The sequence below is a fragment of the Secundilactobacillus muriivasis genome, from assembly GCF_054785195.1.
This window is the reverse complement of sequence record NZ_BAABMI010000030.1, coordinates 1-24,204: the sequence shown is the minus strand read 5'-3', so window position 1 is coordinate 24,204 and position 24,204 is coordinate 1. Positions and strand designations below refer to the sequence as shown.

At 44.5% G+C, this 24,204-nt stretch carries 21 protein-coding genes; 5 read left to right on the top strand and 16 right to left on the bottom strand.

Features of this window, described 5'->3' with window-relative positions; translation table 11 throughout:
• Window position 1: 1 nt before the first annotated feature.
• The 9 genes from ACYVR3_RS07970 to ACYVR3_RS07930 all read right to left on the bottom strand — a co-directional run bounded on the left by ACYVR3_RS07970 (window position 2) and on the right by ACYVR3_RS07930 (window position 11,583).
• Complete coding sequence (locus tag ACYVR3_RS07970; protein WP_461243814.1) at window positions 2–2,632, bottom strand: KxYKxGKxW signal peptide domain-containing protein; 2,631 nt, start codon at window positions 2,630–2,632, stop codon at window positions 2–4.
• 400 nt (window positions 2,633–3,032) lie between these two features.
• Window positions 3,033–3,683, bottom strand: coding sequence for a phosphatase PAP2 family protein (locus ACYVR3_RS07965; protein WP_461243813.1), 651 nt, complete (start codon window positions 3,681–3,683; stop codon window positions 3,033–3,035).
• A 5-nt stretch (window positions 3,684–3,688) separates the two neighbouring features.
• Window positions 3,689–4,633, bottom strand: coding sequence for a glycosyltransferase family 2 protein (locus tag ACYVR3_RS07960; protein ID WP_461243812.1), 945 nt, complete (start codon window positions 4,631–4,633; stop codon window positions 3,689–3,691).
• A gap of 303 nt (window positions 4,634–4,936) precedes the next feature.
• Window positions 4,937–5,698, bottom strand: coding sequence for a DeoR/GlpR family DNA-binding transcription regulator (locus tag ACYVR3_RS07955; RefSeq protein ID WP_461243811.1), 762 nt, complete (start codon window positions 5,696–5,698; stop codon window positions 4,937–4,939).
• A 216-nt stretch (window positions 5,699–5,914) separates the two neighbouring features.
• Complete coding sequence (locus tag ACYVR3_RS07950) at window positions 5,915–7,420, bottom strand: PTS galactitol transporter subunit IIC (RefSeq protein WP_461243810.1); 1,506 nt, start codon at window positions 7,418–7,420, stop codon at window positions 5,915–5,917.
• Between the two features lie 45 nt (window positions 7,421–7,465).
• Complete coding sequence (locus ACYVR3_RS07945) at window positions 7,466–8,107, bottom strand: HAD family hydrolase (protein ID WP_461243809.1); 642 nt, start codon at window positions 8,105–8,107, stop codon at window positions 7,466–7,468.
• Window positions 8,108–8,226: 119 nt separating this feature from the next.
• Window positions 8,227–8,862, bottom strand: coding sequence for a 3-keto-L-gulonate-6-phosphate decarboxylase UlaD (locus ACYVR3_RS07940; protein WP_461243808.1), 636 nt, complete (start codon window positions 8,860–8,862; stop codon window positions 8,227–8,229).
• Between the two features lie 27 nt (window positions 8,863–8,889).
• Window positions 8,890–9,963 carry an L-ascorbate 6-phosphate lactonase gene (ulaG, locus tag ACYVR3_RS07935; RefSeq protein WP_461243807.1) on the bottom strand — a complete coding sequence of 358 codons (1,074 nt, stop codon included), beginning with the start codon at window positions 9,961–9,963 and terminating at the stop codon, window positions 8,890–8,892.
• A gap of 123 nt (window positions 9,964–10,086) precedes the next feature.
• Window positions 10,087–11,583 carry an FGGY-family carbohydrate kinase gene (locus ACYVR3_RS07930; RefSeq protein WP_461243806.1) on the bottom strand — a complete coding sequence of 499 codons (1,497 nt, stop codon included), beginning with the start codon at window positions 11,581–11,583 and terminating at the stop codon, window positions 10,087–10,089.
• 283 nt (window positions 11,584–11,866) lie between these two features.
• Between ACYVR3_RS07930 and ACYVR3_RS07925 the strand changes: the two genes are divergently transcribed.
• Window positions 11,867–12,766, top strand: coding sequence for an L-ribulose-5-phosphate 3-epimerase (locus ACYVR3_RS07925; protein WP_461243805.1), 900 nt, complete (start codon window positions 11,867–11,869; stop codon window positions 12,764–12,766).
• Entirely contained in the window at window positions 12,766–13,494 is a 729-nt protein-coding gene (locus tag ACYVR3_RS07920; RefSeq protein ID WP_461243804.1) for an L-ribulose-5-phosphate 4-epimerase, read from the top strand. The genes ACYVR3_RS07925 and ACYVR3_RS07920 overlap by 1 nt, the downstream gene beginning before the upstream one ends.
• A 1,025-nt stretch (window positions 13,495–14,519) precedes the next feature.
• Here the strand turns inward: ACYVR3_RS07920 and ACYVR3_RS07915 are convergent.
• The 7 genes from ACYVR3_RS07915 to ACYVR3_RS07885 form a co-directional block, all read right to left on the bottom strand.
• A complete protein-coding gene (locus tag ACYVR3_RS07915) occupies window positions 14,520–14,732 on the bottom strand; it encodes a hypothetical protein (RefSeq protein ID WP_054732839.1) in 213 nt (70 codons plus the stop codon).
• Between the two features lie 257 nt (window positions 14,733–14,989).
• Complete coding sequence (locus ACYVR3_RS07910) at window positions 14,990–15,211, bottom strand: hypothetical protein (RefSeq protein ID WP_054732835.1); 222 nt, start codon at window positions 15,209–15,211, stop codon at window positions 14,990–14,992.
• Window positions 15,212–15,224: 13 nt separating this feature from the next.
• Window positions 15,225–15,812, bottom strand: coding sequence for a hypothetical protein (locus tag ACYVR3_RS07905; RefSeq protein WP_461243803.1), 588 nt, complete (start codon window positions 15,810–15,812; stop codon window positions 15,225–15,227).
• 28 nt (window positions 15,813–15,840) lie between these two features.
• Window positions 15,841–16,275, bottom strand: a complete 435-nt coding sequence (locus ACYVR3_RS07900; RefSeq protein ID WP_461243802.1) for a MarR family winged helix-turn-helix transcriptional regulator — start codon at window positions 16,273–16,275, stop codon at window positions 15,841–15,843.
• A gap of 6 nt (window positions 16,276–16,281) precedes the next feature.
• A complete protein-coding gene (locus ACYVR3_RS07895; RefSeq protein WP_461243801.1) occupies window positions 16,282–17,667 on the bottom strand; it encodes an MFS transporter in 1,386 nt (461 codons plus the stop codon).
• A gap of 1,011 nt (window positions 17,668–18,678) precedes the next feature.
• Window positions 18,679–20,097: a sensor histidine kinase gene (locus ACYVR3_RS07890; RefSeq protein WP_461243800.1), complete on the bottom strand. Its 1,419-nt coding sequence runs from the start codon at window positions 20,095–20,097 to the stop codon at window positions 18,679–18,681.
• A gap of 11 nt (window positions 20,098–20,108) precedes the next feature.
• The gene (locus tag ACYVR3_RS07885; protein ID WP_461243799.1) at window positions 20,109–20,810 is read right to left on the bottom strand and encodes a response regulator transcription factor; all 702 of its coding nucleotides are present in this window, start codon (window positions 20,808–20,810) and stop codon (window positions 20,109–20,111) included.
• A gap of 340 nt (window positions 20,811–21,150) precedes the next feature.
• Here ACYVR3_RS07885 and ACYVR3_RS07880 point away from each other — a divergent pair, with 340 nt between their 5' ends.
• From ACYVR3_RS07880 to ACYVR3_RS07870, 3 genes are all read left to right on the top strand, one after another.
• Window positions 21,151–21,828: a VTT domain-containing protein gene (locus ACYVR3_RS07880; RefSeq protein ID WP_461243798.1), complete on the top strand. Its 678-nt coding sequence runs from the start codon at window positions 21,151–21,153 to the stop codon at window positions 21,826–21,828.
• Window positions 21,809–22,489, top strand: coding sequence for a phosphatase PAP2 family protein (locus tag ACYVR3_RS07875; RefSeq protein WP_461243797.1), 681 nt, complete (start codon window positions 21,809–21,811; stop codon window positions 22,487–22,489). Before ACYVR3_RS07880 ends, ACYVR3_RS07875 begins: the two co-directional genes overlap by 20 nt.
• A 21-nt stretch (window positions 22,490–22,510) precedes the next feature.
• On the top strand, window positions 22,511–24,204 hold a 1,694-nt coding region (locus tag ACYVR3_RS07870), incomplete at its 3' end, for a hypothetical protein (protein WP_461243796.1).

Here is a 24,204-nt window from a genome sequence, read left to right as displayed (position 1 = left end):
TTTAGAGTCTCAATACATAGTAAGCAAGATCAAAAGCCGTCAGTTTTTGAAAAACATGAAAACTGACGACTTTTTTGGAAGGTATGAATAATTCAGGACTATCTGAGTTTCCTAAATTAAAGACACCCGTGACACCCATCGTTTGTGAATCTCTATAGGGATTACCAGTACCGCTCCCTCGATAATATGGTTCGCCAGATTGGCGAGTGGCTTGGGTGAGATCAATTTTATAGCCGTTCAACCCAGTTGTGGTTGTATACTTTGTAAGCTTTACGCCAGGTAAACCATTAATAAGCGTGGCTTCATTCGTTATTAAATGCGTTTGAGCTGGTGCCACTAAATAGATGATTGGCTGGTTTAGATATAAGTCAACTGGTTGCGTTGAGGTACTTGTGGTGCCATCACTGAGTTTTCGATTGGCAGAAACCTGAGGGGTAGCGCTGGCATAACTTACGGTTTTAGCGGTTAAATTTTCGCCAGCAGAAGTTGATGACTGATTTTTGGCAGAAATGCTGCTAGTTGTAACGTAAGTTGAATCAATCACATTTACCGTTTGAGTACCTGTAGCATTAATCGGCTGACCAGAGGTGTCTGTTCCAGCAATGATGACTGGAAATTGATAATTGCCCTTTTGAACGCTTGAATCAACGGTGACGGTTAAGGATGTGACTGGTAATGTATAAGTATCGTAATTGCGATCAAAATATCGTGCTGTTGCAGAGCCACTATCGGAATCATATCTACCAGATTGCATGACTGTTGAAGTAGTCGCTGGCACATCAAACTGATAGTTCAGACTCTGTACCGTTTTATCAGCAGTAATCGCAATTGCGTTGGTACCACTTGTTAGCACCCCGCTCAACTTAGTACCATCTGAATAAGTAAGTTCATACGGAATGTTTTGACGTCCGGTTGCTGTCAATAAAGAAGCTGGAACGTTTACCGAAACACTTTGAGTTGTAAATCCCTTCGGAATTGAAAGTGAACTAGTTGCGTTTTGCATCGCCGGACCATGATAATTACTGATCCCGAGTGCAAGGTTTAAAGTATCCTTGTCCGAACCAGCTCGCTGGACAGAGATATACTCAGTGTTTAAGGCCAATCCAGGCGTGGCATAATCGTATTGTCCAACGGCCGCACTACTTGAATCATTACCATTTTTATAGTTAAAAACGTTAAGATTAGTAGAGGTTGAACTGTATGTCTCACCGCCGTTTGTGACAACGGTGAAGATATTACCCGCAGAAGCGGTTACTGAAGTATCAGCTACATATTTAGTAAAGCTCCCAGTGACTGAAATCAATGAATCGTTTTTTACTGGATTTGTGGTGTCAGCTAAGTCGTACTGAACCAAAATATCGCTTGATGATGGTACTTGAACGATGTTAAAACTTTTACTTGAATTTAACGCTGCAGTTGCTGTTTCGTCTAATTTAAAGCCATCGGGCATTGCAACTCGGAATTCAGCCGTTTTAGCATCGAGTTTATTTAAACCAGCTGAAGTAGCCACGATAGATTGATTAACGTCACTTAGTCCGAACGGAGGTAGTATAAATGTAACAGGTGAATCACTGTATACTGTTAGCGGGTTATAGTTACCACTTTCGAGTAATCGCAACGGTGCAACGTTGTAATTTACCGAGTAAGTATAATCAGCCGCCTTTACGCCGTTGATATTGACCACGATTTTCTTATCAACTGTTACGGTACTTTTAGTAGTCGCAGTTGGTGAATACTGAGTATAAGTATTATTAAGTTTCAGATTAAATGGCTGTGCATAGGTACCATCCTGAGTGATGTCATTGGTAATGGATGGCACAGTACCAATACCTGAGTGGACACTCGTAGTAACACCCATGGTTGCTTTGGCAACGCTTGAAACAGACATGTAGTCTGATCTGTAGGCACCATCAAACAAGGGACTGTCAGTGTCAGCGCCGTCCACATATACTTCGATCTTATCTCCGGCAGCCGCAGTGAATTTCAATGTAAACTCGGTTCCACTCGTTGTTACCGCATTACTCCCAGTATCGGTTGTCGGCGCAATAGTAGCCGATTCCGTGACCCCCGATTTAACCGTCGGCGTTTTATAGATTTTCTGGTTATCGGGTTGCGTTTCGACATTTACGGATGCGGCATCATTAGCATCAATTGAAGTGTTGATCGAATCCACTGCCGAGTTTGTCACAGTGGTATCAGAACTTGGCTGTTGTGAAGTGGCTGACGTAGCCGTCGCTCCTGGTTGATCACTACTGTTTCCATTATCGACAGCGTTAGCGCTTCCATCTGAAGTCGAGTTTGCCGTATTTATACGATCAGCATTCGCGTCAGTTTCATCGCTTGCGCCTGATGTTTTAGCTGTTGCATTAGTATCCGCAGTCGAAGTTGCATTCAAAGTGACCGTTTTGCCCTGTATATCGCTACTTGTACCTGCATCGGACACACCCGTTGTTGGGTCTGACGCTTCGGTCGTAGCTGCTTGCGCCTGTTGACTTCCTCCAAATAGTAATCCAGCACCGACTGTGAGTGCTGTAATGCCGGCAAATACCCAGTGCTTACCAACTTTATATGCTTTATAGTGCACGACCGTGTTATCACGCACAAGCTGTTGGTGATTATTTTTCCCCATCATAAAAATACGTTCCCCCTAACGTTTGATCCGTTCCTATTCAATTCCCATCGTTGGTCGACGGGCCCAACTAGCGATTTATCAACTGTTACCCAGTCAGGTATCGACTGCTAATCTAACTGAAGGTCCCCAACCTTAGTTGATGCAATCCTAGTTGAAACTATAAGTTATCAAGAGGCTCCTAGGCTCCGTTAACTTATAGTTTTATCTGACCTCATAATAACAGGTACGGGTCTTTTTGGCTACGGTTATTGGCAAAAAAATTCAGATGACCAAACAATCGAACCCCTGCAATAGCGAACGTTAAAACGATTTCACAAATTACCGGTAACAACAAATAACAGCCGTTCATAAACGAAAAATTAATTTCCGTTATTAACGACTGTTATTTGTTAATGATGATTTAACTGATATTTTGCACAACCTGCCGTGATCGATACCGCTCAAACCCATACCGCACCGTCTGCCAGCAACTCCACGCCAGCAACATTGCCCCCACAACATCCGTAGGGTAATGGGCCTGCAAGTATACTCGAGAAAGTGCAACGAGTGCCAACCAGCCGATGGCAATTACAAGTTCTAAGACGCGGTTTCGCACCGTTTGCGGATGCCAGTAGTGGCAGATGATCAACACCAACATCGTCGCCCCGACCACGTGCCCACTAGGGAAACTAAACCCCTGGGTCAGTGTTAAACTAGCTAATGGTCGCGGACGTTGAATCACGTGTTTCAAACACCAAGCGATGACTTGAACACCGAGAACGCTACTGAGCACCAGCGCGGCGTGGGTCAAATCCTCCCGGCTGATAAACAGTAAGGCAATGAGCATCCCGAGTACCAACGTTAAAATCGGACTTCCGCTAAGCGTTACCCCATTAAATATAAACGTTCGGCTTGCCGTTGCCCATTGATGGACCCAGTGGCTGGTTTGTTGGTCAAATTGCTGGAGCGGTAACCAGAATTTAACGCTTAAACTTAACAGAATCATCGCTAGCCAATCGACGACCAGCCAAGGTAGTTGAGGTGTTGTATCTGGGGTTGTTTTTAGTTTCATGCCGCTCACCGCTTTTCCTTAACGAGGTAAATTGGCCGGTGCTTGGATTCGAGATAGATTTTACTAATGTATTTGCCAATAATCCCTAGGCTAAATAGTTGAATCCCACCAACCAACAGGATAATCGAAACGATTGACGGCCAGCCCATTGTCGGGTTACCATACAGCAACTTCCGACCAACCACGATGATGAGACCAATAATGGCAAAGACACAGGAGACGATGCCCGCCCAAGAGGCGAGGTTTAGCGGCACTTCCGAGTAGTCCATGATGCCAGCCAGTGAGTAATTAACGAGCTGCTTCATTGACCAGTGGGTTTCCCCGGCCACTCGCGGTTGGTTCGCAAATTCCAAGGTTTCCGTTTTGAAACCGACCCAGCCAAAGATGCCCTTTGAAAACCGGTTATATTCTGGTAATTCGCGAATCGCATCAACGACTGAGCGTCGCATTAAGCGATAATCACGCAGGCCGTTTTGCATTTTGACCTGTGAAATGTGGTTGATCACGTTGTAGAACTGGTTGGATAACCATGAACGCACGGCGGGTTCGCCCTTCCGGTTGGCGCGCCGGGTGGCAATTACGTCGTTATCGGTGGTGTTGAGCAGGCGAATCATCTTCGGCAGCAACTCTGGTGGGTCCTGTAGATCAACGTCCATGACGGCAATGTAGTCGCCACTGACTTGATCCAGGCCCGCCTTTAACGCGGATTCTTTACCGAAGTTGCGAGAAAAATCGACGTAGTGCACTTCTTTTGGATTTTCAGCGTTCAGAATTTTAAGTTGGTCCAGGGATTGATCAGTGGAGCCATCGTTAATGAACCAGTACTCCCACCGGTAAAGTTCGGCTTCGTTTTCGCTAAATTTGGTTAAAATTCCTTCAACGGTTTTATAGAATAATGGAATGGCGGCTTGCTCGTTGTAGCAAGGCACGACGATTGAAATTGTTTTCATGGCGACTGTGCTCCTTTGCGTTAATGAATACCCGTAGTATAGGCGCAGTTGGTCGTTAGAAAAACTGGTTCAAAAAAAGAAGTTTCTGAGAGATTCTCAGGTTGGTAATTGAGTTCCAACGTGAACAACGTTCAAAATGAAAGTCGCCTACTTATTGGCGTGTATATCAATTACAATTCATTCATCAAATTATATTCGTGATAATCTACAACCAGAAAAGATGTATGATGATCGACTAAAATAAACGTCTTCACATAAGGTGTTAGTTAATGCGAAGACGTTTATCCTAGACCCGTGTAAATTTTACTCAACGGGTACCTGTACGACTCGAACACCAAGTTCGCGAATCTGCTTAATATAGTCCTCGTCGGCATATTCATCCGTAATTAGGACGTCGATATCCGTCAATTTTCCAACGGTAAAGTTGGTAGTTTTATTGATTTTGGTGTAATTTGCTAAAACGATTAATTTTTCACAGTTGGTTACAATAATACGATTAATTTGTGCCTCATGTAAGTTTGTCGTGGTTAACCCATTCTCAATATCTAAACCGCCACATCCAATTAAGCTGATTGATGCTCTGACGGACCGAAATGATTCTTGTGCGATATCACCAGTCAGAATATGCGAACCAGTACGTAATTCACCACCACTTAGAATGATGCTAGATTCGTTATTGATTTCTTTATCAATCGCTCGTAAGTTATTCGTCAATACATCAACTCGCCGGTCTTCGAGATAGTCCAATGACTTAATTGCGGTTCGACTAGAGTTAATAAAAATCATCTGGTTATCATCAATATAACTCATTGCAGCCTCAGCAATTTTACCGTTGATGGCATCAATTTGTGTCGTTTCATCAGTATCTCCACTGAGATAGGCAACCTTACCGAAACTCACTTTGATCTTTCCCATATTATCCAGTACCCGACAGTCTCGCCGAATTGACATCTCTGAGACCTTTAAAACTTCCGCTAATTCATGAACGTTAGTTATTTCTCTACGTTTAATGATCTTTAATAGTTTTTCGCGACGTGCTTTGATGTTTTCCATTGAATTTTTCACAATCGATCCGCCCTTTATCTCTAATTGTTAAATTAAGTATTTAGGTGATTTATCGCCTAAATTTTTACTTACCTGTTAATTTAACCTAAAAATGAGATACTTTATCGGTAATTATATCATATAATAGTCAAGCTGAGCTTATCCAATCAAACAAAAAATCGTTTAATTAAGCACGCTTTTAGCTTAATTAAACGATCCGTTAAAGTTACGTAGTAATTAACTATTGGCTAGCGTTTTGGGATTGACATCAACTTTCTGTCTCTTTAAACGTTTATCAGTACCGCTGTCAGGTGTCGATGAAATCACGTTTTTATCCGACATCCGTTTCAAGTACCCCCAAATCTGTGGTCGATGCGTTCGTAGCATATACTGACAAACGGCATAAATGATAATCGTTAACCCAATCCATACTGGATTACCTGAAATCCATGCCATGAAGATCAACGCATTCAATGGTCGTGCTAAAACGTTAAAACTGACGATCAAAGCTGCGCCGGTTGACACTGCGACGCCATAACTAGAAACAGCGCTGGTGTACATTGCTGCCATATAGCTGCTGGCATATAAACCGACGCCAAGCCAAATTGTTCCGGTAAATATCGTTTTCAAGATATTACCACGATAAACTGCCACAATCGACTCTACCATGAATGGAATTGAGACTAAATCTACCACTGGAATGGTTTTATTCCCCGGTAAGATGAAGGCTAAAATCACAACAATGGGAATCAAGATCACCCCAGAAATAATGGTGGCAGATTCACCGTAACCGACACCGTCATCGACTGCCAAGAACCAACGCTTCTTGCTTTTAATATTTTCGTCTTCATCAACGGTTGCGGTATTTTGTTTACTGTACCGTTCTGTAATTTCATCCGTTAATGGTTTAAATGCATTTCCAAATAAATGGGCAACGAGTGGAAAAATCGTCATGACACCAGCCAATTGAACGCCAAACGTGAGAATCTGGCCCCAGGCTTTAAGGCTACCCAACTGATTCAAATTACCTAAAATACCAATAATGATTCCCAAAACCGCTCCAATGAAGGTCGGTTCGCCAAATACGCCTAGTTTTTTCTTTAAAACATCGGGTGTTAAATGTACTTTGTTCAGACCGATGAGATTCCACAGCGGATCAAGCAGAATCGCTGGCACTGCATTTTCCATATTATGCAAAGCCGATGTTGTTCCGTTGCTGATATGGTAGTAATCAGAATACCGATCTGCTTGAACTTCAGCAACCATCAGGATGTACAACATTAAGAAAATGCTTAGGCCTAATGACAACCAGAAATTTCGGGTAACCGTATACGCAATGGCGCCCCAAATCATAAATCCCCAGTTTTGCCATAGATTAGTTGGAAAGAAGACCTTCGTATACCCGATTAAGAACAAAATAATTTCAAGTGCTAACCCAATGATGAAGAACGAGATACCAACCGTTGAGTGGAACGATGCTAACGCACTTGTCTGCCACCCGGTATCAACGACTGGTAGATTAATACCCGTATTTTGAACCATTTGATTGATGATTTTCGTCACCACTGGTGTAAATGAGTTAATGATCCAACCGAATCCGGTTAACCCAACTCCGACTAATAACGCACTCATCATGGCGGTTCGGGCTTTAACACGTAAGAAGAGGGCAACGATAAAAATGATGATTGGTACGACCACGACATCACCCAAGGTCGTGAAAATATTCATGAACGACTGTAGCATGAGTTTAACCTCCAATTTTGATTTTTAAACACTGCTTTTCCACATCTATATGTTAATTAGCTGTAGCGGATGTTCTAATAAGAACGTTGGATGTTCTCGTTTTAGACTTTCAACATCAAACGCATCCCACGTGACACCACAGGTTTTGACACCAGCGGCCTTACCCATCTGTAAATCATACTTGGCATCGCCAATCATGACACACTCAGCTGGATTGAGCTGTTTTTGTTTCAGTAGCATCAAAATACCATCCGGTGCTGGTTTATAGTGTTGAACCAAATCACAACCAATGACGGTGGTAAAATACGATTCGATTTGCAAATGATTTAGATTCCGGCGAACAGCAGCTGTTTGCTTACTAGAAACGATAAACAGCTGCTTACCAGCGCTTTGGAGACGCGCCAACATTTCGGCTACTTCCGGATATAATCTAGTGGCTGACAATTCTTGGCGTTCGTAGATTTCTCTGAATCGAGCACATAATTGTTCGATTTCAGTGCTTGATAATGGTATGGTTGCCATTTCCTTGACTGAAATTTCAGCCGGAATACCCATGTAATTCAATATGGTATTGGTTTTTGGAACCACCAAGTTCATGTCTTCAAACGCTGATTTCATCGCATTTACTGAAACATCCCCCGTGCTGGCAAGGGTTTTGTCAAAGTCAAAAAAGTAATTTTGAAGCATCCATTAGACCTCGTTTCTTAGGCAATTGACGTTAAGCGCTTCCAAAAAAGGTAAAAATAAAGAACTGTTCGAAAAACAGTCCCCTATTCCACTATTGATAGCCAAACTACTGGCGATAATTAACCCCAGATGCGGTTAATTTCATCTTGGAAAACCTTTGCGGCAGCACGTGGATCATCCGCCCCATGAATTGCGCGACCGGCGATAAACGTATAAACGTCTACACCCGCAAACAATTTGAGAACCTCTGGCTTCATACCACCGGTAACGGAAACTTTGAATCCCATGTCAATAAGTTTCTTAACTTCCGCCAGATCATTTTCACCCCAGGTTTGGCCTGCCAACTTTGCATCTCTACTTTGATGGTAAACAACTTGATCAATGCCAGCGTCCAGCCATTCTTGGGCTAATTCAACAGTCCAGTTTTTATATAATTCGACTTGAACTTCAATTTGTTCCTGAGCTGATTGCATCGTTGGCACAGTGGCAGCATTGATACAGGTCATCCAATCAGCCCCCGCCGCCTTACATTCGGCCCCAACTGCGCCACCAGCATCAGCAGTTTTAGTATCAGCCAACACAATTTTATCTGGGCACAGCGCGCGCAAATTTTGAACTGCCCGTAGCCCTTCTTCGTAAATGAGTAAGGTTCCAGCTTCGATAACGTCCACGACGTCACCGACTTGTCGAACCACGTTGATCGCCGTTGGTAGATTTTTCGTATCCAAGGCAACTTGTAACATTGGTTTTGTCATGTTCGGTTTCTCCTTGTAATTGGCAGATTATAGTAATTCTGGGAATGGTAAATCAGGTGCCTTCGTGAACGCGTCATGGAATCCACGATCATACATAAATTCAAATTTATCCTTGTCTTCTGGGAAGTTAAAACCGCCACCTACTTGTAGCACGTATGGCTTAAATTGGTACTGTAACCGATTCTTCTTCAAGTTCCAAAGCGCAATGATGTCTTTAGGATCAGCATAGAAGTTATCCCAAATGTCATAATGCATTGGAATGACAACCTTGGTATTTAAATCTTCAGCCATCCGCAGAACCTGTGAATCATCTAGTTTATCGGTAATGCCACGGGGGTTATCGCCGTAGGCACATAAAGCAACATCGATTTTATTTTCATTGCCGTGTTTTGCGAAAGTGTTAGAGAAGTGGGAATCCCCTGCATCGTATAAGTTTCCACCAGTGGTTTGAATCAGGTAGTTGACGGCGACCTTGGACATGTCTTGTGGCATCGTGCCGGCTAACTTAACTGACGCATCATCTTCAGTGACCAATTCTGTTCGATCAAATGATTCCAGAGCTTTGATTGTTGTTGCGCCAACTTTAACTTCATCATTTGGCTTAACGACGATCGTTTTTTCAACTGGAATTCCCCATTCAATCCATTCATCAACCACGCCTTGAGGACCGATAAATTTGGCCTTAGGGCAGTTTTCATTAACGGCGGCCGCTGTATAGATATCCAGGTGATCGTGGTGGGTATGTGTAACTAATAACGCGTCCACATCTTGAACGGAAAATGGATCAATAACGTATGGCTTATTACGTAAATTAGGTTGTTGGTTATTAACACCTGCCATCCGCATCATTTGGTGTCCTTCACGCATCTTCCCATCGCCGTGGGTGTGCTTACCGGTACCATTCCACATATCAACGACAATGTTGGTGCCTTCATGAGTCTTCAACCAGAATCCCATGCAACCTAACCACCAGATTGAAAAACTACCTTCAGGGACTTGCTTAGCTGCAATGGATTCGTTTAAATACTTGCCCCACTCAGGGAATACATTCTTTGCCCAAACTTCCGGGGTAACGTCTTTAATATTTTTTGGTGATGCCATGATAACAACCTCCTCAAATTTATATTACATGTTAATTATCGTTCTTTTTGTTATTTTATCAACAGAGTTATATGTTAATTTAACTTATTTAATGTTATTTTACTGTTTTGGCGCGGTTAGTAGTTAATTGGTTATTTTATAATAACCAGCTTTAGTTCCTTTTAACACTTGATACAACTCGCCTTTGCGCCCGTTGAATTCGTTTTGAAAGGCAACGTTTTCAGGATTTGGCTCATAGCTCTTCGCCGTACCATGAACGACTGCTTGATACGCTTTCTCAAAGCTATCGTAAACACCTTGGTTGACTAATACTGAAATTAAAGCACCAATCGCAGTTGACTCAGTATTTGGCGCTCGATAGATCGTTAGGTCATAGGCATCAGCTTGCATTTGATCCATAATCTCGCTATTGGTTAATCCCCCGCCGATAATCACGGACGAAATTGGGCCATATGAACGTAAAATGTTGATGCCATCATTGATTTCCATAAAAAGACTGGTCATCAACGCATACAACATATCCTGCTTAGTCGTTGACAACCCAATATTAGTAAACGCCGTCCGAATTTGCGCATCAGTTACATCCACTGATTTGCCTTTGGGATAAGGAATTGCAGTTACGTTAATGTTCTTACCGTAACAACTTTCAATATCGCGATTAACAACATCGTAGTTACCGTCACTCACGTCGTAAAAATTGGTGATAAACCAGTTTAAAATCGATGAACAGGCCAATAGATCAATTTCTAGAATGTACTTACCCGGAACGGATGAACAATTATAAATGAGACGTTCGGTCGGCTCTTCGGGTAGCTGGTCAATATTTTTAATAATATAACCACCAGTCCCAGTGTTGATTGAAACCGTATCGTTGCCTAGCAAGCCTTCACCTATGGCAGCGCATTGTTGATCGCCACCAGCCGATATTAGCGGAATACCAGCAGGGAGCCCACTAACTTTAGCATAACCAGATGTTATGGTACCGCTAACTTCACCGGGTTTAACTATTGTGGCTAACTTAGCTTCATCAATGTCTAAAATCTTAATCAGTTCTGAATCCCAGGTTAACGTTTTAATGTTCATTAAATTCGTCCGACTACCATAAGTTGTATCGGTCGTATAGTTTCCTGTCATGTGGTAGATCAGGTACGATGGAATATTGAGCATCATATCTGATTGCGCATAAACTTCTGGCCGATGACGTTTTAACCAACTGATCTTGGCACCAAGATAAACGGCATTTAGCCGACTACCGGAACGTTTGATGAAGAATTCATCGTAGGCTGAAAATTCAGTGACCAATTTATTGATCCGGGTATCTTGCCACATAATCGCTTTATCAGTCGGAACCCCATTTTTAGTTGGAATTAGGGATGAGCGTTGTGATGTCATCGAAACAGCAACAATCTGATTTCCGTTTTTATTAGCAAATGCCGCACATGCTTGATTAATGGCCAAACAGTGATCGTAGAAAACACTAGCGTCTTGAACAACGCCGCCATCTTTTGAGTACTCTGGTTGATATTTAAGTTGCTTCTTGAATATCGCATTGCCCTTTGTATCGAATAAAATGCCACGCATACTGGAGGTTCCAATATCAATAATTAGAAATGTTTTCATCATAATTCTCCTTTATTTAATGATTAATTTGTGTCGAAATATCGCTTTATGATCGTTAATCATCAAGTTTATATCTTTTGCGCTGTATACAGATTACGATATTTGGAAGCGCTTTTAAATAGCTTTATACGGTAATTTTGGATTTTTATGTTAATTCACCTAAAAAATAATCCCAATTAATTGTTTTTATGGTATTCTCTAGTCATTCAAGTAGTTTTTATCAACTTACTTCGTCCCGTTTAGTTTATGCTAAACGAAAAATTATATGTAAGAAGGAATCACTATGACAGTTAATGCTTTAGGGATTTACGAAAAAGCGCTTCCACCCAAATTATCTTGGGAAGAAAAATTTAATCTTGTTCATCAACTGGGATTTAACTTTTTGGAATTTTCGATCGATGAAAGTGACGAGCGACTAGCTCGCTTAGATTGGTCACGACAGCAACGTTCTGATTTTCGAAACGCAATGTGGCGTACTAATAGTCGGATTAATACCCTGATGCTTTCTGGGCACCGTCGTTTTCCGTTAGGTTCGTCAAATGCCGACACTCGGCGACAAGCGTTAGTAATGATGCAAAAAGCCATCGACTTAGCAGTTGATTTGGGAATCCGTAACATTCAATTGGCGGGTTACGATGTTTATTACGAGCATAAAACAATTCAATCTCGTGAATACTTTGTTGAAGATTTAGCCAAATGTGTCCACATGGCATCTAAAAAATTAGTCATGCTTTCTATCGAAACAATGGACGACCCCTTCATCAATTCACTGACGAAAATTGCCCACTATAAATCATTGATCAAGAGCCCATGGCTTCAAGGTTATCCGGATTTGGGTAATATTACTGCTTGGCCAGAAAACAACGTCGCCGAAGATTTGGAAAATAATATTGGTGATATTGCTGCTGTGCATTTAAAAGATACGTTGGCTGTTACGCCTACTTTCAAAGGTCAATTCAAGCAGGTACCGTTTGGTGCAGGTTGCGTTGATTTTGAGGGCTGCCTGAGAACCCTTACTCGTTTGAATTACGCAGGTAGCTACACCATTGAGATGTGGACTGAAACCGCACAGGATCCGATTAAAGAAATTACATCAGCTAAACAATACTTTGATCGACTTTTTGAGAAAGTCGGTATTCAACAAGAGGCTGTTAATCAACCACTATTAAGGAGTGTTCAATAATGTTAGAACAATTAAAGCAAGCCGTTTATGCTGCTAATATGCAACTTCCAGAGTTGGGATTGGTTACATTCACCTGGGGTAACGTTTCTGGAATAGACCGTGAAAAAGGTCTATTTGTAATTAAGCCGTCTGGAGTTGATTATACTGAACTCGCTCCCAAAGATTTAGTCGTTGTAAACTTAAAGGGCGAAGTTGTGGAGGGGGACCTTAATCCTTCTAGTGACACGCCTACTCACGTTTATCTGTATAATCATTTCCCTAAAATTGGCGGTATTGTTCATACGCATTCACCTTGGGCAGTTTCTTTTGCAGGTGCAAAACTTGATATTCCTGCAATGAACACCACGCATGCTGATACTTTTTACGGTGATGTTCCCGCTGCGGATGCCCTTACTCAGGCCGAAATTGAAGCAGACTATGAGGGAAATACTGGAAAAACGATTGTTAAAACATTTAATGAACGAAAATTGGATTATGAAGCAGTTCCCGCTGCACTTGTTAGTCAACATGGGCCGTTTGCATGGGGGCCAACACCGGCTAAGGCCGTTTATAACGCCAAGGTTCTTGAAGTTGTGGCAGAAGAAGATTATCACACGATGCAATTAATACACAATAACTCTGAACTACCACAATACTTATTGGATAAACACTATTACCGAAAACATGGTAAAAATGCTTACTATGGTCAAAATAATGCACAGTCGCAAAATCATGCTCAACGATCATAGCGTGATTTAAAACAGACTCATTGAATAACGCGTTGGCAAAGCAATAAGCCTTCTCAGAAAAATCTGAGAAGGCTTATTTTGATAATCAAATTCAAGGATAAAAATAATTTAATTGAATATATTAACTATATTAAAATTAAAGAAAATAACTGTTTGAGGTGACTCATGTTTAGCAAATGGAAAGCAGCCATCACTCGAAAATTTGAAGCAAACGGCATCAAGCCACGCGGCATCGAACTTTATGCGGCGATATTCACGTTGGCCATTTATTTTTGTATCTGCAATTTTATGTTGGTTTATCCGTGGCGGAATATTATGGTGGATGCTGGGATAATAACCTACTTGATTTATTTTAAATTGTTTTTGGATAGCTTATAGTAGCAGTTCAAGGGGCGCCTTCAAGAAAATCGATTTTCTTGAAGGCGCCCTTTGAACTTATTATTTGGGATGGTTTTGACGATAACTTACATAAATACTGTACACACCTAGCAGCGTCACCAAATGAACCATAGTTATCATTGGCCAGCGGCTACCAGGAAAGTATGGGCTAATGAACAGCGCAAAATTCAACGCAATCAAATAAATAATAACGAGACCTTTCGGAGTGACGTCACTGTTGAGATGGTTGATAATTGTGTTTTTGATATAGTTGAACATTGAAGACCTCGTGTCATATTAATTTCTAAGTATCTTAGTACGTGTGATAATGTGGACATGCGTCTATTTTTTTAGTTGCTTATTGTGGTAGATACCATAAATACCCAGCAGCATCGCCAAATGGATTCCAACCACCAGCGGCCAACGCCTACCAGGATAGTATGGGCTAATAAATAGCGCAAGGTTCAACGAAATCAAATAAACCACGAGTAGGCCTTTCGGGTTCACTTCGCTGTTGAAATGGTTGATCAGTGCATTTTTGATGTAATTGAATATTGTGAACATTGAAGACCTCACTGTCAGATTTTTTAGGTGTTATCGGGTGTTGAATGGAACTGAAATAAAGTGGGCAAGCACTCATACTAGGTCTATTTCTTCAATTGCTTATTGTGATAAACACCATACAAACCAAACAATGCAACCAAATGGACGCCAATCACCATCGGCCAACGACTACCAAGAAAGTATTGACTAATAAATAGCGCGATATTCAAATCAACCAAATAAACCACGAGTAAGCCTTTCAGGTTCACTTCACTTTCCAAGTGGTTGATAATCGCTTGCTTAAGAAAATTAAACATGGGAAACCTCGCCGTCGAATAAATTTTGGTGCACAGCTACTAAATGAACGTACGGAATATGAGCATAGTTTCAAGCGTACCAGAAAGTCGATTTTTTCAAAGCGACTGATTGTTTGCTATTTCTCGAATTTCAGCTATACCAATGTCAAGACACCAAAAAAGGCTGCCGCATTTTTGGCAACCTTTTTTTAGTGACTGATCAATTAGCCAAGGTGAAACGCCTGTCGTTTCGCATCAGCGTTTTTAGCCCTATTCCCCTAGTCCAATCGTTCCCCCAACGCCTCAAGTTGGACCGTTAAATGATCTGCTTGATCGCGCAATGATTCAATATCGTCCAAAATTTCCTCAACGGTTTCCCCAGCGGCACTGTACCCCTTGTACATCGCCGTCATATAGTCCACGTTTTCCAACCGTTCGATGCGGTCATTGACCTGACCTAACTGCGAAATGAGTTGTTCCAGCTTGAATTCGTTATCCATGAACGATCCCTCCTTAAGCTAAGGCCTCTGGTGCTGCTGGCTGTGGTCCCTTGCCTTCGTAAGCAAGCACCCAGTTGTCGTAGTTCCACTCTTCAGTTGACCGGCGACTCAGGAAGTAGTCCCAGTAAGATTCACGTTCCATCTCGATCACCTGACCGCCAGCTCCGACTGATACCCAGTTATAGCTACCATTTGGGTGGGCGAACTTGACCCATTGAATTGGAATCGTGACGAGTTGTTCGTTGTCATCAAGGTAGGTCCGGGTCAGTAAATCGGTTCGCATATAGCTGAGTTCGCTAGCGTACCGTGCGTCAAGTGCCATCATGGTCGCTAACGCAATCTTGGCAGCTTGACGTTTCGACGGTAATTTGCCGGAATCGTCAGCCAATGAAAACTTATTAAAACTGATTAACCGGTGATCTTGGCCCCAAACTAAAGTAACGTGTTCGTGGTTGGGTTGTGCGTTCTCGTCACGTTGATACCGCTCCACCAAAACGGATTCGTCGTTTCTGGTCCGCGTGTCACTGGCCACTTTTTTGAACTCATCCGGCAGAATCAAGTTCGGTTGGGTAACGCCATTGATACTGAGTGCTTTTAACATGGTGATCATCCTCCATTATGCCAAGTGCCTACTCAACGATGTTTTGACTAATTTGTTGCAGAATTGTCACTAACTGATCTTGTTGCTGCGTGGTCACGCGGTCAAACATGGCGGCATTTGCGTCCGCTAAAATCTGGTTGAGCTGTGGGACTAATGCTTGCCCCGTAGCTGTGAGATTGATCAGCCAGCCCCGACCGTCATTTGGATCACGTTGCTTCTCAATCAATCCCCGGTTGATGAGTTGATCCAAACGACGGGTCACGTTACTTGGGCTGAGTTGAATCTGTTTAAATAACTGCTCCTGCGTCAAGGTTTTCGCCCGCGCAATTTTAAGGATAAAGTAGTAGTTACTGGCGGTTAAATTCAATGGTGCCAGCACGTTATCCAAATAAGCTATCGTCAGTCGCGACGTACTGTTTAACGTTGCACTAATTCGGTCAATCGACTCCTTATCCGTTAACACCCACTGTCACCTCCTTTCAAGTCGTTTAATATACCGCATGGCAATCAGCAGTAATAGCAACGCCAGCGCGTAAGTGAGACTTTGTGCCGCCAGCAAAGGTCCCTTGGGTACGCTGATTGCATTGACAATGGGTCTGCCAGCAGTCAGTGATAACTTACCGTAAAAAGTAAGACTGACCAACACCGTACCAAGCACCAGCCCAAATTCACGCACCAGTGACGTGATCGCCCCAACCATTCCCCGTTGTTCCGCCGATGCACTCCCCATAATAAAGGTGTTGTTGGCGGTGGAAAATAACGCCGTCCCAATGGCGGACAGTCCAGACCACCCTAGGACGGTCCAAGGTTCGTGGGCGCCATTCAACGTCAAAAGCCCGACGCCCGCAATGATCAAAATGCCCATGCCAACCGTCATCACGTGAATGCGCGAAAAACGATCGGTCAACACCCCCGCTAACGGATTAGCAAAAACAGCAATAATCGGTGCGCCCATTAGAATACCACCGACGATTTGACTGGGCAATCCCACCACAAGTTGGAGGTAGATTGGTGCCAACAGGGTGAAAAAGTAAGCTGCAATAAAGCTGAAAAAGGCCGCCAGCGTTGGTAATCGAAGGGTTGGTTGTTTGAGTAACGTGACGTCCAACAATGGCAGCGTGACGCGTTGCTCGTGCCGCCAAAAGTAGCTAAAACCAAGTAGAAAAATACCGAATAAACCGCCCGCAAGCCAAGGATGGGTCAGCATCACGCTTGACATGGTATAAAAGGCTGTCGCCATTACCAACAGCGCCAGCATCCCTTCCCAGTCAAAGCGTCCGGTTACGGGTTGTAGTGGCTGTTGCTCAAACAACCACCAGGCGACGCTAACGCAAAGGATTCCCACTGGCAAGTTGCACCAAAAAATGTACGGCCAGCCCCAGTAGTGAAGCAATAAGCCCCCCAGTCCCGGTCCAGCTAACGCGCCCATCGAAATAAATACGCTCTCGATCCCAAACGCCCGGCCCAGTTCATTTCGCGGAAACATGTCCGTGACGATGGCGTAACTATTGGCCATGACCATACTGGCGCCCACGGCCTGAATGCCCCGGGCTAGCAGGATGATGCTGAGCGACTGTGCACTACCCGAAAACCACGATCCTAATAGGAAAACAATCATGCCGAATTGAAAGAGTCGAATGCGCCCAAACCGATTACCCAATTGACCAAACGGTAATAATAAAGCGCTGATGACGATCAAATAAACCCCAATAATCAAGTTAGCCTGCGCGGTACCGACATGAAAAGCCTGTGCCAACACTGGAATCGCGATTGTGACGATACTCCCGTCCACGATGATCATGAAGAAAAATAGTCCTAAGATAACCAGACACAGCCAACGACGAACCTTTCCCATCCCGTGCTCCTCCTTTCAAGTTCGACGATAGTATAGCATCTTTTTATTTGCTTGCGCAAACAAAAAGATTAACTAATTAATGTCACTTTGTATTCTGGCATGATTTATCGTTTTTGGAGTTGTCGTTTGTGTCCAGCGTAAACATGTATAGTTTGTGAAATGATTCTGGTTTTATATAGTGGGAAGATGCCGCGGGAGACTCCGGCGCTATGCGAGGCTGGAACGCAGTGGCGGGCCTACGAGCTAGGAATGGGCAAAAAGCGCCCATGCCGGATCTCTCCGGACCCGCGTATGACTAAAGCACTCGCGGCCCGAACCCCACGGACCACGACTGCTTAAGGCATACCGACACTGCTGAGCCTCGCGCGCCTCCGCCTCCCGCTACATGGTGCGCTGTAGTTGACCGGAACCGCCAAATGTCACATTCTGAAGTTGACGAAACTGCGTGACAGCCACGTTGAATGGTAACTCAACAACTGCAGAAACAATCGTGGTCAATGTTCAGTAACTGCAACGGTCAAAGATTGCGCAGGACTAAATCAGCCAGTCATGTGCTCCGTTTACGTGAACTTAATGCAGTTACGTTGACATTCAGACATCTGCTACGATTCTGAAGCGTTGACTGATGATTAATTCTGTCGTTGCAATACTGCCGCAAACCGTGCAATTAAGCACTTGAGATGATCTGCAATAGTGCCGAATTGTGCAATGTGAGATGGAGGTAGGCAACTAGGTGGCTGCTGTGTCGCGATAATTGGTGGTTGTTGACGACCTTCCAACAACCGCCAATTATCGGGGACGACTTGAAGACTCGCACGGTTTTTGGCGAGGCTTCAAGTCGAGGACTGAGACCGCCTTTTGGCTCAGGCCGGCCCCACAGCAGGAACCTAGTTGACTACCGGAATCGACAGTTCAAGCAAATCACCACACTTCACAAACTTAATAGCAGAATGCTACGCTGGACACAAACGACAGCAAAAAAGCCCTGAAGAATTTTTCTTCAAGGCTTTTTTATTTACTAACCTCACCATTTGACGATGTTGAATCAGCCATCCCCTGTTTCGGATTAGCAAACGTCAACGTAAACACCGTTCCAGTGGGTTCAACGGGTGCCAAACTCAACCCAATCCGGTTCAAGGTGGCTAACCGTTTCGCAATTGACAGGCCTAACCCAGTACCGTCGATTCGTTGATCTCGAGCATCGTTGCCTCGGTAGAACCGGTCGAAAACGTGCTCGCGTTCATCGGCGGGAATGCCGGGACCCTGATCCTTGATTGAAAGCGTAATGTTGGCTGCGGTCGTGGTTAATTGCACCTGAATCAAACTATCCTTTGGCGAGTATTTACCTGCATTATCGATCAATGCTCGGAGAATCTGTTGAACATTGTCCGCGTTGGTGTAAGCGATGGCCGCTTGGTCGCCGGTGACCGAAATCGTCTGCGGGAGCACCGCCCGTTCTTCTTCGACTGTTTCGAACACGATATCGGATAGATTAATGTAGCTTAATTCTGGTTGGGCACGGTCGGCTCGGGATAATACCAGTAGCTGGTTGACCAACTGCTGCATCCGCGTCGCTTCATCGGTAATAAAGTCGACCGAGTGCGCCACAATTTCCGGATGATCGGCGCCCCGTCGCTGAATCAACTTACTGTGCCCCAAGATGACGGCAATTGGGGTACGTAATTCATGTGCGGCGTTATCAACGAAGGCTTTTTCCTGCTGATTCTTAGCGTTGATTGTTGAAAGTAATTTGTTGAAACTGGTTGCGAGTTGCTGGGCCTCCACGGGGGTCGCTGGGGTTGGTAATGGTTCCGCGTAATCGTTGTTGGTTTCGCTTTGCGCCTGAGCGACTTGGCTTAGCTCAGCCAATGGTTTAGTCAATTTCTGAGCAATCAACGTGATGAAGTAGCCACCAATGGTGATCCCAATTAAAAGAAGTACTGCAACGGTCATAATGACAGAAAGTAGGATGGTCATGACGTTATTGAGACTTAACCAAATTTCTGAGCGGATGCCTAGCCGGGTACCTGCACGGTAGTAAAAGAAACCAGCATCCTTAACGTAACTAACGGCCGGAAAGAGCGGCCCAGTCAGCCGAATCCGTTTTCGAGCGAGAAATTTTTGGGTGCCCTTTGAGTAATAGGTACCGGGCGCTTTGCCAATTTTAGCGTTATGGACCCGAACGTAGGTGTTTTTAGTGTTGATGGTGCTGCTCTTACGCCACTCATTCCAATCCGGGCGGTCGTCAATGATCGAGCGTTTCAGACTGCTGAGAAGTTGTACGGATTCTTGTTGCCGTTCGCGCACGAGTTGAACTCCAACGACGCCCACTACCGCGATCCCAATCATCAGGGTCACTAGGGTGAAAAGAACGAAAAAGTTTCGCTGAATCGCCTTTGCAGTTGTGACAGGTTGTGTTGCTTTAGTCACCCCATCGCCCCCTAACTTTGATAATTGGCACTCAGCACGTAACCGACGCCGCGGACGGTGTGAATCAGTTTAGCGCTAAAGTCGCGATCAATTTTATTTCGGAGGTAGCGAATGTAAACGTCCACCACATTAGGCTGACCTTCAAAGTCGATACCCCAAACAGTGTTGAGCAAATCATCCCGACTCATCGTTTCGCCAGAGTGTTGGATCATGGTCAACAACAGTTCATATTCTCGCTGGGTGAGTTGAATGATCTGGTTATTGCGGGTAACTTGCCGCAGTTTAGTGTTTAAAATCAGGTCATCGATTTGATAACTACTCTCCTGTGATGGACGAGTTTCCGTTTTCTTGTGTCGTAGAATCACTCGCAGCCGGGCTAAGAGTTCTTCGATTTCAAAGGGTTTGGTGATGTAGTCGTCCGCGCCGGTATCTAGACCAGCAACTTTATCGCCAACGTAATCCCGTGCGGTCATCATGACGACCGGAATATCGCTGGTTTTACGAATTCGGCGCAAAACTTCTAGTCCGTCTAATTTCGGTAACATCCAGTCGAGCAGGATCACGTCTAACTGGCCGCGTAAGTTTTCAAACGTGCTAAGGGCGGTCTTACCGTCATTTGCAACGTATACGGTATAATCTTCAAATTGTAGTTCAGTTCGTAGGTAGTCCACGAGCCCCTCCTCGTCTTCTACCAATAATAATGTGGTTGACATGCTAGGTTCACCTCATTGTTTTTGATCTCGTTAGCTAACAGCCAACATTAGTTTAGCATAGTCGTTCCCATTAATCTTAGTTGACTCGTTGGCGTTTGTCCTGTGAATTTCTCATTTTTAATTCGTACAAAAAATTTTGTAAAAATTTAAGTTAAAATTAGCCGCCTTTTCACGGAAGTACGCTATCCTATAGGAGCATTAACTCGGGAAAACCACCGTTTCTGTGAATTTCTTATTTTTGCTTCAGATTAGCCCACTTTTTAAAGAATTGGGGGGTGTCTAGAATAAGGGTAAATTCACGTTGCTGACCACGAATCAGCAGAAAAGGAAGGAACCCGCTATGCTAACGACGTTATTTGCATCTATTTTAAATGCGAACCATTTATTGCCAATCCTTATCAGTCAGTACGGCAGCCTTGTTTACCTTGGGCTGTTTGCGATTATTTTCATTGAAACTGGAGTGGTCATCTGCCCCTTCTTACCGGGCGACTCACTACTCTTCTTAAGCGGCTCTATCGCCGCCATGAGTGCGCACAGTTTGAATCCGGTGATTTTAATCGGCTTGTTGGCGATCGCGGCCATTTTGGGTGATGGACTTAACTTTGAAATTGGCAAGCACTTTGGTCACCAGTTGACGAAGCCCAAGTGGCAACGGTGGGTTAAACCACAGTATTTAAAGGACGCCAGCACGTTTTTTGAAAAACACGGTAGTTGGGCGATTTTTCTCGGTCGGTTCATGCCGTTGATTCGGACGTTGATTCCGTTTACGGCGGGAATCAGTCGGATGCCGTACCGTCGCTTTGCGTGGTTCAATGTGTTAGGTGGTATCAGTTGGGTCAGCGTTGCTGTTTTGGCGGGCTACTTCTTCGGCAACATTCCAGTCGTTAAGGCCCACTTTGAATTGATCATGATTGCCATCGTGGTGATTTCTCTCTTGCCTGCCGCCATCATGGCGTTGAAGCAACGTGCCCAAAATCGAAGAAAAGGAATTGAGTCAAATGTTAACGAAATCAAGTAACCACGGTTGGCTGATTGCCGGCATCGTGGCGCTACTCATCTTTTTAAGTCTCGCAGTCGGGGTGGGCCTTCACGCTGGTTGGTTGACCGCAATCGATCAACCAATTCAACAAGCGGTTCGACCGCTGGCCTCACCGCAGCGCACGCACTTTTTTGCGATGTTAGCGGCGTTTGGAACGCCAGTCGCAAACCTGTTAGTGAGTTTACTCATCATGGGCTACTTTGCCTGGCACCGTGACTGGTTCACCACCGGCTGGCTAGTCATTGTTCAAGCCGGGATCGGCGGATGGACCTATCTTGGCAAATACCTGCTGCACCGCGCACGTCCTATCGGTAAGTTAGTCGCACAGGGTGGTTTTAGCTTTCCCAGTGGCCACACCACCGGGACGGCAACCTTAGTGTTAATCTTGCTATTTGTGGTGATTCCCCTGTTTAAAAACTGGGAAGTGCAATTGCTGTTATCACTGGTTTCAGTGATCTGGCTCGGTATGATGGGCTTTGATCGAATTTACCTTTTCGTGCACTACCCGACGGATGTGTTAGGCGGACTTTGTCTCGCAATCGCTTGGTGGGCAGTTGCGCGTTGGGGCTATCTACGTTGGGCGCCTCAGGCAACACTAGTCGCGCAGCAAGCAACACAACAACCAGCATCGCTGGAGTAGTTTAATTTGGGGGTAATTTTTATGGCACGTCGTCGAACGGTGTCTAACTGGCTGGGGTTGCTGTTAGCACTTGCACTTACGGTCGGCATTTTTTCGAACATTGTCTATCCGCAAAACTTTAAGGCAACAGTCTTAGTTTTACTGGGGTGTCTGGTCGTTTGGACCGGTCACCGTTGGTACATTCAGCGAGTCAACCAGTTGTCAGCGCAATTGGTCAACCGGTTGATTGTGATTGCGTTTGTGATAATGGTCTTAGTTCAATTGTTTGTGTTGAACTTCTTACCCGCTTCGGTTTTTCACGATCCGTTTCGGGTCATTTATCAAGCAGAGCAGCTCAGCGCCGGCCATTATGATTGGGGCAGTTCACTGTACTTTTGGCGCTTCCCCAACAACGTACCGTTAACGGTGTTACTGGCGGGCTGGTTAAAACTTGCTAGTCTGGTTCATATTGGCACAACCACCGCAATTCATGTAATCTCATTGATTTTACTGGATAGCTTAATTGCGATGTCGCTCTGGACGGTGCGTTACTTAACGAAGCACCAAGCAGCCGTGGTTACACTAGCGGGCTTCTTCTTAGTGAGTCCGTTTGCGTACACTTACTACTTACAGGTCTTTTATTCAGATGTGCCCACGTTACTATGTTTGAGCATTGCGTTCAACATCTTACTACGATGGCCCCACTACTCAACTCGACAACGGTGGTTATTCGGCATCGCCTTACTCGTGGACATTGTTTTGGGTGGCGTGATCAAGCCTAATCTAATCGTCATGGCGGTTGCGGTTGTACTAGCCGTTATCGTGCTGGCAATTCGGAGCCGTAAGATGCTTAAACGTTACTGGGTCCCGTTTGCAGTGATCATGCTGGCATTTGCGCTGATGATCCCAACGTCAGCCGGTTTAAAACGCGCTGGTCACTTTACCGCTCGCCCAACCGAACAGTTTCCAACGATGCACTGGATCTGGATGGGATATAACCCAAACTATTCGGGCAAATACAACTTTAGTGATGTTCAAAAGCTTAGCCAACTGCCAAACATTCAGCAACGACAAACGTACCTCAATCACGCTCTCCCCGCTCGACTCAAACAACTGGGTGTCTGGGGTGTCGTGAAACGTTGGGGATTGAAAGCGGCTATTTTATTGAACGTGACGCGGCTTCAATCGGCTTATACGGGTGGTTTGGTTTCATCCCCCGCTTGGTATCAACACATTGAGGCCCCGCTAAGCATTATCGGTTCGACAATCATGAGAATCGGGTTCATCATGTTGGATTTATTAGCCATTATCAAATGTCTTCGGTATTGGCGCCAACCTAAGCGACACGATGATCCAATCATGACCCTCGCAATTTTAACCGCGTTGGGGTACATCGCCTTTCACACCCTGCTTTGGGAAAGTGAACCACGGTATGGTCAAGCGATTGCGCCACTGCTTCTATTGATCAGTACGATGCGGTTACCAGATGTGACGCCGATTCGAGAAGCGTGGTCGTTAAGACGACGGATGATTGTGACTGGGGTGCTCGGTCTTGGTTTGGCGGGGATGTACGTTACTGAAAGTGTACCCCTACCGCGACCAAATAAAGTTATGGTAGCGAGTCAGATGAGTCAGTTATCGTTACAGTTCGATGCGAAACGAACGCCGATTGCGGCCCACGAAACGGTTTCGCAACGCGTTAGGCTTAACGTGGCGGCTCGTAAAATGGCCGTTTC